Source organism: Streptomyces sp. NPDC055400, from assembly GCF_053644375.1.
The window spans coordinates 160125-174297 of record NZ_JBSHLM010000002.1; the positions used below are offsets into that span (position 1 = coordinate 160125).

Sequence of the window (14173 nt, forward strand, 5' to 3'; positions counted from 1 at the left end):
GATAAGGGCTTCAGCCGTATGAGCACCCGCGCATTCCCGGAATTCCCCGACGGCTTCTTCTTCGGCGCCGCCACGGCGAGCTACCAGATCGAGGGGGCGTACGACGAGGGCGGCAGAGGGCCGTCCATCTGGGACACCTTCTGCCGCGAGCCCGGACGGGTGGCCGGCGGCGCCACCGGCGACATCGCCTGCGACCACTACCACCGCTACCGCGAGGATGTGGCACTGCTGCGCGGCCTCGGCGTCGACAGCTACCGCTTCTCCGTCGCCTGGCCGCGCATCCAGCCCGACGGCACAGGGCCGGCCAACGCGGCCGGACTGGACTTCTACGACCGGCTGGTCGACGAGTTGCTGGCCTCCGGGATCTCCCCCGCCGCCACCCTCTACCACTGGGACCTCCCTCAGGCGCTGGAAGACCGTGGCGGCTGGCGGGTACGGGAAACCGCGGAGCGCTTCGCGGACTACGCCGGCCTTGTCGTGGAGCGGCTCGGCGACCGGGTGGGCCGCTGGATCACCCTCAACGAGCCGTTCTGCAGCGCCTTCGTCGGCTACGCCGCGGGCGCCCACGCCCCCGGCGCACGGGAGGGCCGCGGCGCCCTGGCCGCCGCCCACCATCTCCTCCTCGGCCACGGCCTCGCCGTCCGCGCCCTGCGCGAGGCCGGCGCCCAGGAGGTCGGGATCACGCTCAACCCGGACCGGCTGCTCGCCGCCACCCCCGGTTCGCCGGCCGACCTCGCCGCCGTGCGCCGGGCCGAGACCCTGCACAACGAGGTGTGGCTTGACCCGCTGTTCGCCGGGCGCTATCCGCAGCATGAAGCCGAGACCTGGGGCGAGCCGGCCAACGGCTCGAGCCGCCCGGACAGTTCAGACGGTCTCGACAGTTCAGACGGTCTCGACGATTCGTTCCGGCTCGACACTTCGTACCGTCTCGACGGCGACCTCGAACTCATCGCCGCACCACTCGACTTCGCCGGCATCAACTACTACCGGCCGATCACCATCGCCGACGCCCCGCACCGCGACCCGGACCCGGCGACCCGTACGGCCGTCGACATCCGGGTCACCGAGACCTGGCGCGACGACGTACGGCACACCACCATGGGCTGGCCGGTCGTCCCGCACACCTTCACGGACCTGCTGGTCGACCTGACCAAGCGCTACCCCGAGCTGCCCCCGCTGGTCATCACCGAGAACGGGTCGGCCGAGGCCGACACGGTCACGGACGACCGCCGGGTCCACGACACCGACCGGATCGAGTACCTCCGTAGCCACCTGGAAGCCCTCTCCGCCGCCCTTCGCGCCGGCGTCGACGTGCGCGGCTACTACGTGTGGTCGCTGCTCGACAACTTCGAGTGGGCCCGCGGCTACGGCCAGCGGTTCGGCATCGTCCGGGTCGACTACGACACCCAGGAGCGCATCCCCAAGGACAGCTACCACTGGTTCCGGGACCTGATCGCCACCCACCGCGCGCGAACCGCCACCGCTGACAAGGACCACCGATGAAGTTCACCGACGGCTACTGGCTGATGCGCGAGGGCGTCCGGGCGTCGTACGCCGCCGAGATCGCCGAGGCGCGCGTCGACGACGGCCGGCTCACCCTGTACGCCCCGGTGCGGCGGGTGGAGGAACGCGGCCACACCCTCAACAGCCCGCTCCTGACCGTCGAATGCTGGTCGCCCGCCGAGGGCGTGATCGGCGTCCGCTCCACCCACCACGCGGGCGCCGCCGCACATGGCCCCGACTTCGCCCTGCGCACCGACCCCGGCCACACCGCGAAGATCACCCGGGACGGGTCCCTGCTGGAGCTGACCAGCGGCGAGCTGTCCCTGCGGGTGGACACCGCCGCACCCTGGCGCCTGGACTTCACCGCCGAGGGCCGTGTCCTCACCTCCGCCGGGTCCCGCGGCACGGGCTTCGCCCTCACCGACGACGGCGGCCACCACTCACTGGCCCAACTGTCCCTGGGTGTCGGTGAATTGGTCTACGGGCTCGGCGAGCGCTTCACTCCGTTCACCAGGAACGGCCAGAGTGTGGACATCTGGCAGGCCGACGGCGGTACGGCCAGCGAGCAGGCGTACAAGAACATCCCCTTCCACCTCACCAACCGGGGCTACGGCGTCTTCGTCAACCACCCCGGCCACGTCTCGTACGAGATCGGGTCCGAGGCGGTGGGGCAGGTGCAGTTCAGCGTCGAGGACCAGTCGCTGGAGTACTACGTCATCCACGGCCCGACGCCCAAGGACATCCTGGACCGCTACACCGCCCTCACCGGCCGCCCGGCGCTGCCGCCCGCCTGGTCGTTCGGGCTGTGGCTGTCCACCTCCTTCACCACCTCCTACGACGAGGAGACGGTCAACCGGTTCGTCCGCGGCATGTCGGAGCGCGGCATCCCGCTCGGCGTCTTCCACTTCGACTGCTTCTGGATGCGCGAGTACCAGTGGTGCGACTTCACCTGGGACCCCGGCGTCTTCCCGGACCCGGAGGGCATGCTGCGCCGCCTCAAGGACGACCAGGGGCTGCGCATCTCGCTGTGGATCAACCCGTACATCGGCCAGAAGTCCCCGCTCTTCACCGAAGCCATGCGCCAGGGCTACCTGGTGCGCAGGGCCAACGGCGACGTGTGGCAGTGGGACTTGTGGCAGGCGGGCATGGCGCTGGTCGACTTCACCAACCCTGAGGCGCGGGAGTGGTACGCGGGCAAGTTGCGCGGTCTTGTCGCGCAGGGCGTGGACTGCTTCAAGACCGACTTCGGCGAGCGCATTCCGACGGACGTGGTGTGGCACGACGGTTCCGACCCGGAGCGCATGCACAACTACTACACCCAGCTCTACAACGAAACCGTCTTCGAAGTGCTGAGCGAGGCGCGCGGCACCGACGAGGCTGTGCTCTTCGCGCGGTCGGCGACCGCGGGCGGGCAGCAGTTCCCGGTCCACTGGGGCGGCGACTGCGAGTCCCACTTCGGGGCGATGGCCGAATCGCTGCGCGGCGGCCTCTCGCTCGGCCTGTCCGGCTTCGGCTTCTGGAGCCACGACATCGGCGGCTTCGAGGGCACACCGACGCCCGAAGTCTTCAAGCGGTGGGTGCAGTTCGGCCTGCTGTCCTCGCACAGCAGGCTGCACGGCAGCAGGTCGTACCGCGTGCCGTGGGACTTCGACGAGGAGTCCGTGACGGTCACCCGCGACTTCACGCGGCTCAAGCACCGCCTCATGCCGTATCTCTTCCGCGCGGCCCAGCAGGCGCGGGAGCGGGGCACGCCGATGATGCGCGCCATGCTGCTCGAATTCCCCGAGGACCCGGCGTGCCACACCCTCGACCGGCAGTACATGCTCGGCGACGACCTGCTCGTCGCGCCGGTGTTCTCGGCGGACGGTACGGTCGAGTACTACGTGCCTGACGGGACGTGGACCCATCTGCTGTCGGGCGAGCGGGTCCGGGGGCCGGGCTGGCGACGCGAGCGGTACGGGTTCGACAGCCTGCCGTTGCTGGCCCGCCCCGGCTCGGTGATCCCGTTCGGGGAGAGTGACGACAGCGCGGTGTACGACTGGGCGCACGGGGTGACGCTGCGTGTCCACGGCCCGTCGGACGGCACGATGACGGTCACTCGGATCCCTGCCGCGGACGGTTCCACGGCGGCCACCTTCCGCACGCGGCGGGAGGGCGACGTCATCACGGTCGAGGCCGAGGGCGGGGGCGCCCAAGTGCCGTGGCGGGTCCTGCTCGTCGGCGTCGAAGCCGCCGGCGAGCGCTCCGAGCAGACCGCCCTCGGCACGCTGCTCACGGCCGCGCCCGGCGTCACGACGGTCTCGGCGCTTCTCATGGAGGAGGACTCGGCGTAGCGACCTGGAGGGGAGCGGCTGGAGGGAGGGTCACTCCCCTCCGGCCGCTCCCGTGCCGGTCAGTTCGTGTGCCCGGGATCCTTCTCGTGGTCGTCGGCACCTCGCGGAGCGCCCTGCTGCCCGCCCTCGCCGACGGACTCGGCGTCGAGCGGTACGCCGTTCGTCCGCAGCATGTGTCTCACGTCCAGGATCAGTGGGAACACTTCGTGGTTCTGGTCCTCACCCTGTTCGTCCCAGGCTCGCTGCTCGGCCTCGACCGCCATCCGGTCCTGGGCGAACACCCGTTCAGTGAAGCGGCGGATGAGCGGCCATGCCAGGTGGAGCACGCCGGGGACCGGCGGCTTCGCGATCATCAGCAGGCCGTAGGCGTGGTTGATGCGCTGTTCGGCGTCCTCCGGCACGTAGGCCGCCCAGAGGGAGAACGACGGGAGTTCGGCGCCGTCGGGGACAGCTTGCAGGGTCTGGTACGGGTACTGGGTGCGGATGGTGATCTCGTCGGGTGTCTGCTGTCCACCGAGCCCCTCGGCGGACAGCAGTCCGGCGCCGCGGTCCTTCTTGCCCCCGGCGGGGACGAAGAGGTAGCGGGCCTCGACGAACTGCGGGCCGGTCTCGTACCCCAGCAGCTCGGGCTGAATTCTGCCCAGCACGCTGCGGTGCAGGAACTGGTGGTTCATGTCGAGCAAGTTCTCGTGCATGAACGAGTAGTGGCAGCGCACGGTGCGCGAGAAGGTCATGGTCCGGTGCGTGGCCGCGCCGAACTCCGGCAGCGCCGGGAACGGCGCCGACTCGGCCTTCTCGGGGTCGCCGGGGAAGACGAATACCAGGCCGAACGCCTCGCGGACCGGGTACGACCGCACTCCGCGCGGCGGCCGCTCGCACCCCTTGGGCAGATACGGGATCTGCGAGATGCGGCCGTTCCCGCGGTAGGACCAGGCGTGGTAGCAGCAGCGCAGCGCGTCCCCCTCGACGACTCCGAGACTCAGCGGCACCTGGCGGTGCGCACACCGGTCCTCCAGGGCGTAGACACTGCCGCTCCGGCCGCGGTAGAGCGCGATCCGTTGTCCGGCGAAGACGGCGGCGAAGGTGCGCTCCTTGCGCACAGCCCGCGACCGGGCCACGGGATACCAGTAATCCGGGTCGATCCCGATGCGCCGCAGGTCGGCGACGGCTTCTCCGCGTTCGTCCACCGGACGTCGGGGGAAACGTGCCGGTCCGTCGGCGCTGTTCCCGTCCGTTCGGGGAAGGGCCTCGGTCATGTACTGCTCCCTTGCGCTGGAGCCGGCAGGACAGGTCAGGGAAGCACCAGGCTCCCGGGGGTGGACGCGCGTCGCGCGGCCGGCCTGTCCCAGGCCGATCCTTTGGGTTCCGGTGGCTGCCGGTCAGCGGGCACGCCGCCGACGGCATCGGTTCGGTCCGACCCACCGGAGGCCGAGGGCGCTCCGCCTGCCGCAGCAGGACTCCATTTCTCCACGGTGGTAGCGGGCGGCCCGAACGGCAACTGCGACCGCGTGCATCGCCGGTCCGTCCGTGCGCGGCCGGCCCGAGCACGAGGAGGTGCGTCCACTGCTGGACCGGACGCACCCGCAGGCGAGGAGTCGGCCCCTCGTTACTCCATTTGCCTGTCCGGCTCCCCTGGGCGCGGTACTGAGCTTCGCCGTTCCCCGTCCACGCGTTGACGCCGTGCGATCGTGCAGCGTCAGCGCGACGCGACCAAAGGAACGCATGAACGAGACCGTCACAATTCCTGCCAGAACGGCCGAGGCCGGGGATGACCACGGCTGCCCCCGGGTGATCGCGACGGCGCACGACCGGGCAGAGCTGGACTTGGCCCTGAGATCAGCTCTCGCCCTCGAACACGCCACCATTCCCCCATACCTTTGCGCGATGTTCTCACTCAAGGACGGAAAGAACCGAGAGGTCGAACACATCATCCGCAGCGTCGTCATGCAGGAGATGCTGCACCTGGCACTGATCGGAAACATCATGAACTCGATCGGTACCACCCCCAGGTTCGACGACCCGGACCTGGTTCCCGTCTACCCGGGGCGGCTGCCCGGCGGGGTGATGCCCGACCTGGAGGTCTCGCTCGGCGCCTGCTCGATCGAACAGGTACGCAAGGTCTTCATGGGCATCGAGCTGCCCGAGGACCCGCTCGCCCCGGCCGGCCAAAGAGCTCTCAAGACCATCTCTGATTACAACCCTCAGCTGGACGACTACGGGAACATCCAGAACCTCGACGAAGAGGCCCTCGACGCCCCTCGAAAGTTCTTCGCCCTGGCCGACTACGACGCCACCACCGTCGGCGGGTTCTACCAGCACATCGCACGGATGCTGACCGATCTCGACGAGAGTGACGAGAATCTGTTCAGCGGCGATCCACGCAGACAGGTCAGCTGGCCGCACGCCCCCGGACGGCTGTACCGGGTGACCAATCTGCAGACAGCGCTCTGGGCCATCCTCGAGATCATCGACCAGGGCGAGGGCCACGCCCAGGACCCGACCGTGGGCCCGCTACCGGGAAGGGCGTCATGACCAGCACCGAACAGGACGGGGCCGCCGGGCCCGACCGACGTACCGCTCTGCAACTGGCGGCCACTGCCGCTGTGTCGGGGGTGCTCGCCACCGGCGCAGGGGCGCCTGCCTCGGCCGCCACCGAACCATCGGCCGTCACCGAACCGCCGGCGGCCGGCGGACCGCTGCCGGCCGTCCAGGCCGAGCCGGCCGCGGATGAGCTGGCGCACTACTACCGGTTCTGGGAGATCGTGCAAGGGCGGCAGCTGGTCAAGACGCACGGCTACTGGGCGTTCGACGGGCCGCGGATCCCGTTCGATCCGAGCGGTGTGTATCGCCTGGTCGAGAATCCCGACACCAAGCGGCTGGAGAAGGGCTCGGCAGCGCGCAAGGCGTCCGAACGGTGCGACCGCGCCTACACCGAGATGCTCAGGACGCTCAACCGCGTGTTCGACGGCCACCCGGAAGAGCTCCGCCGGGCCGAGCAGCAGATGGAAGCCCTCGGTCAGCAGGCCCGTGCGCTGATGCGGATGCCGAGCGCCCCCGGAGCGAAGACCTTCCTGGCCCCCGCCTTCCAACTGGCCGAGGACCGCTGAGGACGAAGAGTCCGCGGTTCTGACCACGAGGCGTCCGTGGATCCACTGCGGATGCGTCCGCGGTGACGGCGCCTGCGCTCGCGGTGCCCGGTCCGGTCACCAGCCCTACGTTGGTGACATGGCAGTGATGACCGCTAAACGTCCGGGAGCGCAGGCTCGGATCCGCGTCAAGGACGTCTTGTTGGCGGCCTTGGTCTTTCTGCTGTCGATGGTGGCGGTCTCCATCATTCATGAGGAGCACCGGATCTCCATCCGGTGGCAGGCCGTGGTGCTCGTCGGAACCAGCTGCGTCGCTCTGGTGTGGCGGCGCCGCCACCCCTTCGGCGTACTCGTCGTGGCCGTCGGCTGCGCGGTGGTGCTTCAGTCGCTCGGGTTCCGGGAGGGTCCGCTGGGGACGAGCTCGGTCATCCTGTCCGTGTACACCGTCGCGGCGTGCACCGACCGGCGCACCACCTGGACGACAGCGTGCGTGTCGGCGTCCGTGCTGGTGGGAGCGGCCATTGTGACCGAACGGACGTGGCTTTCCCCGGACAACGCGGCGATGCTGGCATGGACGGCTCTGCCGGCGGCGGTCGGGGACGGAGTGCGATCGCGCAGGGCCTATGTGGCAGCCGTGGAAGAGCGGGCGGAGCACGCGGAACGCACCCGCGAGCAGGAGGCCCGTCAGCGGGTGGCGGCCGAACGGATGCGGATCGCACGTGAGCTGCACGACGTCGTGGCCCACCACATCGCCCTGATCAACGCCCAGGCGGGCGTCGCCGTCCATCTTGTGGAGCAGCGGCCCGAACACGTACTCACGGCCCTGGAGGGGATCCGCGACGTGAGTCAGTCCGCGCTCGACGAACTGCGGGTGACCGTGAGCCTGCTGCGGCAGCCGGACGAGACAGCCGCGCCCCGTGATCCGACGCCGGGCATGGGTCACGTGCCCGACCTTCTGGCGTCGTTCGAACGTGCTGGGCTTGCTGTCAAACAGACGCTGAGCGGCGACCCCAAACCCCTGCCACCGGCGGCCGACCTGGCGGCGTACCGCATCATTCAGGAGGCCCTGACCAACGTGCGCAAGCACTCGGGTGTGGACCAGGCCCGACTGGACTTGTTCTACCTGCCGAACCTGCTGACGATCACCGTGCAGGACGACGGACCCTCGAAGCCCGCCCGTTCCGACTCGGGAAAGGGCCACGGGCTGATCGGGATGCGCGAGCGGGCCGGCACAGTCGGAGGCAGGGTGCACGCGGGACCGCGCGCCGAAGGCGGTTTCACCGTGACTGCCGAGCTGCCTCTGCTGTCCGGCACGGCCGAAGGCGAACCGGCGTCGGCGGATACCGACGAGAGGGCTTCGGGGGACACCGCTGAGGAGGGACGAGCGTGACGATCCGTGTCCTTCTCGCCGATGACCAGGCTCTGCTGCGGGGCACCTTCAAGATGCTGTTCGATTCCGCGGACGACATGGAAACCGTGGGGGAAGCCGAGAACGGCAGGGAGGCCGTGGACCTCTGCGAAGAGCTCCGTCCGGACGTGGTCCTGATGGATATCCGCATGCCGGAGATGGACGGCCTCGACGCCACGCGTCTGATCAGTGAGTCCGAGGACCTCGCCGGGGTGAAAGTCCTGATCCTCACCACCTTCGAGGACGACGAGCACGTCGCCGAGGCGCTGCGTGCGGGGGCGAGCGGCTTTCTCGGCAAGGGTGTGCGGCCTGAGGTCCTGCTCGAGGCCGTCCGCACGGTGGCCGCCGGTGAGGCTCTGCTCTCGCCCGTGGCGACCCGCGCGCTGATTTCCCGCTTTCTGGCGCAGCCCGAGCTGTATCCGGCCGTCGTCCAGGAACGTCTGCAGTACCTGACGCCGCGGGAGCGCGATGTGATGTGCCTGGTGGCGCTGGGTCTATCGAACGAAGATATTGCCGAACGTTTGTTCGTAAGCCCGCTGACCGCGAAGACGCACGTCAACCGCGCCATGACCAAGCTGGCGGCGCGTGACCGGGCCCAGCTCGTGGTCATGGCCTACCAGTGCGGCCTGGTCAGCCCCGCGGTCGAGCCGACCGCCCCACAGGCCTGAGGCCCGCCCGGAGCAGGCGGGACGGCGTCCGCCGTACGCCCGGGCCTCGGATACCACGGATGCAGTAGGCGCGATTCGCTTCAGGGGGACGACGCGTGACCGCCCCGCGTCGGCCACATTGAACGTATGAACGGAAGCAGGTCCTCGAGCCCCAGTGCCCCGCGGCACGACCGGCCCTCGGCGCCTGCCCGCCTCATGTGCCGCAGCTGCGCGATCCCGCGCTTGTGCGGTGGCCAGGAGAGGACTCGACATGTTCAGTAACTCCCAGGAATGCCACACCACCCGTGAACGGCTGGCCGGCTACACGCTCGACGCACTCGCCGAGGAAGAGGCCCGCGCCGTCACCGCCCACTTGGCGACCTGTTCCGCGTGCCGGGACGAGCACTACTGCCTGGCGGCGGTGGCTGCTCACCTGATTCCTCTCCGAGAGGCACTGGCCGACGAGTCGCGCCGCAGCCTGCCCCGTCGGCGCCGCCCGGAGCGGACCGCGTCGCTGACTCTCGCCCACTGGGCGAACTGCAAGGTGCTGGCAGCGACCGGCTGAATCGCGGTGTACGGGGGGGAGGGTGTCGCCCGTCCCCCGACAGACGCCCTCCCCCGTACCACTGCCGTCTCCGCATCCAGAAGTCGTGACGACGCCAAGTGACGACGCCAACAGGCCGTCACGGCAAGGGCGTTGGGCATCCGTCAGCAGGCCCGAAGACCCGGATCCGACTTCTCTCGCGGAGAGGCACAACCATCCCGATGTGTCGCGAGTCACATGATGTAAGAGCAACAAACTCGCAAAGATCACAAGGGGGAAATATGCGATTCAGCCGGCCTGTCCTGACTGGTGCAGCTCTGGCAGCCCTGGCGATCGGGGGCACGACCGCGCTGGCGGGTCCCGCCAGCGCCGCGCCCAACACCACACCGCAGAAGGTCTGCGGAAGCAGCTACAAGACCGTCAACTCGGCGCCGATCGGCTCACTGGGCACGGTCTACCTCACGTACAACGCGTCGAACGGCAAGAACTGCGTCGCGACCATCCGCAACAACCCCGGCACCCGGCTGGACATGTCCGCGTGGATCTACGTCCCCGACACCGACCAGGGTGACCAGGACTACGGGCAGTACACCTCGTACGCGGGACCGACCTACGTCTACGGCAAGGCCCACTGCGTCGACTGGGGCGGCAACATCAGCAACGTGTACGTCCAGGTGACCGGGTCCAACTGTGCCGCGCTCAGGGAACAGCGGGTCACCACGACGCGCTGATCGCTCACCGCGCGACAACGCACAGCTGACCGACGCACCACCGACCGGCCAACGGGAAGCACCACGCACCGTTGGCCGGTCTCCGCGCGAAGTGCCCACAGGATCAGGCCTGTTGCAGCGGACGCCCACGCGCCTATGTCGCCCGGAACCGTCCCCGCTCCACCTCGGCGACCAGCCCTCCGCCCACCATCACGTCCAGGTGCTGCACCGCCGTCCTCCGCTCGACCGGCCTCACATGCGGCCCTTCGACGTGGGGCCGGTAGACGAGCCTGTGCTCGACGATCTCCTCGACGGTCCGCGGTTCTCCGAGGAACGTGAGCAGCGCCGCCTCGCGCTTGGCCACCACGCCGGCAAAGGCGTCGAGCCTGCGCCGGAATTCCCCGGCACCCTCGATCACGCCCTTCTGGTGGGACGTGCCGTACCAGCGGGCGTCGATCTCCCGGCACCGGCGCATCGACGCCTCGAAGTCCACGAGACTGCTGCCGAGGTCCCCGTAGAACGGACCGAACGACGTCAGGTCGATGTCCCCCACGAACAGGAAGCCGTCCGGCTCGATCAGGAAGCCGCTGTGCCCCGCGGTGTGCCCGGGCAGATGCACGACGGTCACGGTGCGGCCGCCGAGGTCGAACACGGTGCCGTCCTCGAACCCCTTCGCGTCCGGTCGCCCCCGCACATGGAACTCGTCCCGCATCATCTTGTCGACGGCGTCGACCTCTCCGGGCGGAAGGCCGATTCCGGCGACGAGAGCTTCGCGGGATCGCAGCGCGCCGAGGTCACCTTCGTGGGTGTGGACCGGTACCTCGTAACTGCCGAGACCGGCGATGTGGTCCTCGTGCGCATGGCTCACGAGGACCAGGTCCGCGGGCGGCGCGCCTTCGACGAGCGACAACGACGGGTCGACGACCAGCGATTCGGCCGTGCCGCGCACCAACAGCGTGTTGCCGTACGGGTAGGCACCTTGCTGGGCGCCTACGAGCACGCTGACGTCGCCGTATTCTGCCGCCGTGTATTCCGTGGTACGCATTTTCAGGACTCTCTCACTTTCCGGTCCGATCTCCGGCCGAACGCCCACATCGCATGCGGCACCGGAGCGTTGAGGACGAGCGCGGGGGAACCGCGGCCGGGAGCGCCATACGTTGGTGAGGTCGTCGTGGTGTTCAGCGGGACTGGAAGTCGGCCAGTGCGTGGACGACGTGGGACGACGCCGGGTAGAGCTCGCGGTACAGCGCGTACAGCTCGTCGTAGCGGGACGTCATCTCCGGGCGGGGGGTGACGATTTCCTGGACCGGGTTCCACGCCTCGATGCGGGCGTCGGCCACGAGTTGGGCGGCGAGGAGCGCCCCTCCGTAGGAGGCGCCGATCGAGGTCGTGCGCACCTCTTGGGCCCTGCCGGTGACGTCGGAGACGATCTGGGTCCACAGGCGTCCCTGGGTTCCGCCGCCGACAGCGACGACGCGGCGGATGTCACCTCCGGCCGCTTCGATGGCCTCGATGTTGTGCCGCACTCCGTACGCCGTGCCTTCCAGGGCTGCCCGGTACAGGTCTCCGCGGGTGTGGGACAGCGTGAGGCCCGCGATGACGCCGCGCGCCCGTGGGTCGGTGATCGGGGTGCGCTCCCCGGCGAAGTACGGAAGCATCAGCAGGCCGCCCGCCCCTGGGCCCGACTCCTCGGCCAGGCACAGCAGTTGCCGGTAGTCGTCGCTGCCGAACAGCTCGCGCAGCCAACTCGTGACGGCGCCGGACGTTGCCATTCCGCCGGCGAGGTTGCGGGTGTCGGGGAGGGCGCCGACGGTGCTCCACAGCGAGGGGTCGCGCAGCAGCCCCGGCACGGTGTGGACGAGGAACATCGTCGTGCCGTACATGAGCATGAGGTCACCGATCCCGTGCGCGCCGACGCTCAGCGCCTCGGCCCAGGCGTCGATGGTTCCGGTGGTGACCGGGATACCGGTCGGCAGGCCGGTCAGGCGCGCGGCCTCGGCGGTCACCGTGCCCGCCGCCTCGCCGGACCAGCGCAGTTCGGGGAGTTCGATGCCGGGGGCGATCCGGTCGCTCCACGGGGCGTACCAGTCGCGGGTCAGGGTGTCGTAGAGCGGGGTGCTCTGGCTGGCCGAGTGGTGGTCGAGGACGTAGGCGCCGGTGAGTTTGCGTACGAGCCAGGAGCTGGGCATGTAGAGCCTGCGGGCGCGGCCGTAGGGCTCCGGTTCCCGTTCGGCGATCCACGCCACCTTGGCCCCCGCCGCCTGGGTCGTGAGCCGCGAGCCACAGCGGTGGGCGATCTCTTCGGCGCCCAGCTCGCTTTCGAGCCGCTCGATCTGGAGGGCGGAGCGGGTGTCCACGCCGTAGAGGATCGCGGGGCGTACAGGTGTGTCGTTCTCGTCGGCGAGCAGCACGCAGGGTCCCATGCCGCTGACCCCGACCGCGACGGTCTCCGCGTCGTGAACGGTGGTCAACTCCCGGGCCAGGGAGACGAATTCGCCCCACCAGAGGTCCGCGTCCATCTCTACGTGCCCGGGGGCCGGGCGGTCGACGGCGTGTTCACGGACGGCCGAGTGCAGCACGGTGCCGTCGAGGCCGACGAGCACGCCCTTGCTGCTGGACGTTCCGATGTCCACACCGATGACTGCTGACTGAGGCATACGAACACCGTATTTCCCGGTTCGTGCCGGAGCGTTGCACGGGGTCATTTCAGGCCGGAAGTCTTGATGGACTCGACCATCTGGCGCTGGAAGACGAGGAAGAGGGCGAGCATGGGTATCACCGCGACCACGGCGGCGGCAGGACTTGGTGGTCGGCGCTCGAAATCCTTCGGGGGTTGATCATTCGGTCGTGCGGCTGGTACGGGTCGCCGCGCCACCGGCAGCCGATCCCCCGGCTCGCCGCGCTCGGCGGCTGTGAGATCGAACTCGAAGTACGCATCAACGCCACGCTCAAACGGCGGCCTGCCATGTGCGAGATCTTCGAAGTGCTGCTGCACTCGGCCGCCTACTGCGCTACGCCACCGTCCATCAACGCCAGCATCGTCGCCAAGAAGGTCTTCGCCGAGCGTGAACTGCTCCCGGAGCCACCCGGTGTTGGGCTTTGAGTGTCGGTGTCCTGCCCTGCGGCGGTGAGGCGGCAGGGCAGGACACCGAAGGCGAGGTGAGCGGGTCAGCCGAGCGAGACCAGACGCGCGCCCCCGTCTGTCTCGATGACGGTGCCGGTGAGGTTGGCATTGCTGACGGTCAGGGCCACCACCTCGGCAATCTCCTGCGCCGAGGCGATGTGGCGGACCGGCAGAGTGGCGGCCGTTTGTGCGAAGTACTCGCGCTTGGCGTCTTCCGGCAGGCCGTTCCACCAGGGAGTGTCGACGAGCCCGGGAGAGACGGCGTTCACCCGTATCGGAGCGAGTTCCGCGGCCAGCGGCCTGACCAGGGCCTCGACGGCGCCGTTGAGGGCGGCGATGCCAGCGGTTCCTGGCATGCCGGTCCGCGCGGTGACGGCGCTGAGCAGGGTGATCGACCCGTCCGGTGTGAGGTGCGGCAGGACCGCCTGGATCGTGGTGATGTGCGGCCAGAACTTGGCCTCGAACGCGCGTCGCAGCATCGTCAGATCGAGATCGGCTACCGGCCCCGGCCCTTCGCTTCCGCCGGCCGCCAGGACCAGCCAGTCGATGCTGCCGGTCGCCTCGGCAAGTGCGCTCATCTCGTCAGGGCTTCCGGCGTCGGCCCGGTGCCCGACCAGTTCGGCGTCGGTGACGGCAAGGGCGTCGAGGCGATCCTTGCTGCGGCCGGCGATGTGCACCGTGGCACCACGTGTCTGGAGCAGGCGGGCCGTTGCGAGCCCGATGCCGGACGTTCCCCCGACCACAAGGGCAGTGCGCTGGGACATGACGTCTCCCTATTTCGAACCGCTGCGTCTCGCATTAAGCTAGCCTCCATGGTC

General features: G+C 69.4%; 13 protein-coding genes. 9 read left to right on the top strand and 4 right to left on the bottom strand.

From position 1 onward, the window contains the following. The first annotated feature begins 18 nt into the window (after positions 1 to 18). Together ACWIGU_RS05090 and yicI are read left to right on the top strand one after the other, a co-directional pair. On the top strand, positions 19 to 1503 hold the full coding sequence (locus ACWIGU_RS05090; protein ID WP_454397561.1) for a family 1 glycosylhydrolase: 1485 nt from the start codon (positions 19 to 21) through the stop codon (positions 1501 to 1503). Beyond that, positions 1500 to 3836, top strand: a complete 2337-nt coding sequence (gene yicI, locus ACWIGU_RS05095; protein WP_454397563.1) for an alpha-xylosidase — start codon at positions 1500 to 1502, stop codon at positions 3834 to 3836. The genes ACWIGU_RS05090 and yicI overlap by 4 nt, the downstream gene beginning before the upstream one ends. A gap of 59 nt (positions 3837 to 3895) precedes the next feature. Here yicI and ACWIGU_RS05100 read toward each other — a convergent pair whose 3' ends face one another. Beyond that, positions 3896 to 5092, bottom strand: a complete 1197-nt coding sequence (locus tag ACWIGU_RS05100) for a Rieske 2Fe-2S domain-containing protein (RefSeq protein WP_454397565.1) — start codon at positions 5090 to 5092, stop codon at positions 3896 to 3898. A gap of 466 nt (positions 5093 to 5558) precedes the next feature. Between ACWIGU_RS05100 and ACWIGU_RS05105 the strand changes: the two genes are divergently transcribed. From ACWIGU_RS05105 to ACWIGU_RS05130, 6 genes are all read left to right on the top strand, one after another. Next, positions 5559 to 6368: a ferritin-like domain-containing protein gene (locus ACWIGU_RS05105; protein ID WP_454397567.1), complete on the top strand. Its 810-nt coding sequence runs from the start codon at positions 5559 to 5561 to the stop codon at positions 6366 to 6368. Further along, positions 6365 to 6943 carry a hypothetical protein gene (locus tag ACWIGU_RS05110; RefSeq protein WP_454397569.1) on the top strand — a complete coding sequence of 193 codons (579 nt, stop codon included), beginning with the start codon at positions 6365 to 6367 and terminating at the stop codon, positions 6941 to 6943. The genes ACWIGU_RS05105 and ACWIGU_RS05110 overlap by 4 nt, the downstream gene beginning before the upstream one ends. 118 nt (positions 6944 to 7061) lie before the next feature. Then, positions 7062 to 8312, top strand: a complete 1251-nt coding sequence (locus ACWIGU_RS05115; RefSeq protein WP_454397571.1) for a sensor histidine kinase — start codon at positions 7062 to 7064, stop codon at positions 8310 to 8312. Further along, a complete protein-coding gene (locus ACWIGU_RS05120) occupies positions 8309 to 8998 on the top strand; it encodes a response regulator (RefSeq protein WP_454397573.1) in 690 nt (229 codons plus the stop codon). The genes ACWIGU_RS05115 and ACWIGU_RS05120 overlap by 4 nt, the downstream gene beginning before the upstream one ends. Before the next feature lie 250 nt (positions 8999 to 9248). Further along, positions 9249 to 9542: a zf-HC2 domain-containing protein gene (locus tag ACWIGU_RS05125; protein WP_454397575.1), complete on the top strand. Its 294-nt coding sequence runs from the start codon at positions 9249 to 9251 to the stop codon at positions 9540 to 9542. Between the two features lie 260 nt (positions 9543 to 9802). After that, positions 9803 to 10252 carry a spore-associated protein gene (locus ACWIGU_RS05130; protein ID WP_454397577.1) on the top strand — a complete coding sequence of 150 codons (450 nt, stop codon included), beginning with the start codon at positions 9803 to 9805 and terminating at the stop codon, positions 10250 to 10252. Positions 10253 to 10385: 133 nt separating this feature from the next. Here the strand turns inward: ACWIGU_RS05130 and ACWIGU_RS05135 are convergent, their stop codons facing one another. After that, positions 10386 to 11276: an MBL fold metallo-hydrolase gene (locus ACWIGU_RS05135; protein WP_454397579.1), complete on the bottom strand. Its 891-nt coding sequence runs from the start codon at positions 11274 to 11276 to the stop codon at positions 10386 to 10388. A gap of 133 nt (positions 11277 to 11409) precedes the next feature. Beyond that, positions 11410 to 12888 carry an FGGY-family carbohydrate kinase gene (locus ACWIGU_RS05140; protein ID WP_454397581.1) on the bottom strand — a complete coding sequence of 493 codons (1479 nt, stop codon included), beginning with the start codon at positions 12886 to 12888 and terminating at the stop codon, positions 11410 to 11412. A gap of 23 nt (positions 12889 to 12911) precedes the next feature. Here ACWIGU_RS05140 and ACWIGU_RS05145 point away from each other — a divergent pair, with 23 nt between their 5' ends. Next, complete coding sequence (locus ACWIGU_RS05145) at positions 12912 to 13334, top strand: carboxymuconolactone decarboxylase family protein (RefSeq protein WP_454397583.1); 423 nt, start codon at positions 12912 to 12914, stop codon at positions 13332 to 13334. Positions 13335 to 13399: 65 nt separating this feature from the next. Here the strand turns inward: ACWIGU_RS05145 and ACWIGU_RS05150 are convergent, their stop codons facing one another. Then, positions 13400 to 14119: an SDR family oxidoreductase gene (locus ACWIGU_RS05150; protein WP_454397585.1), complete on the bottom strand. Its 720-nt coding sequence runs from the start codon at positions 14117 to 14119 to the stop codon at positions 13400 to 13402. Positions 14120 to 14173: the final 54 nt, after the last annotated feature.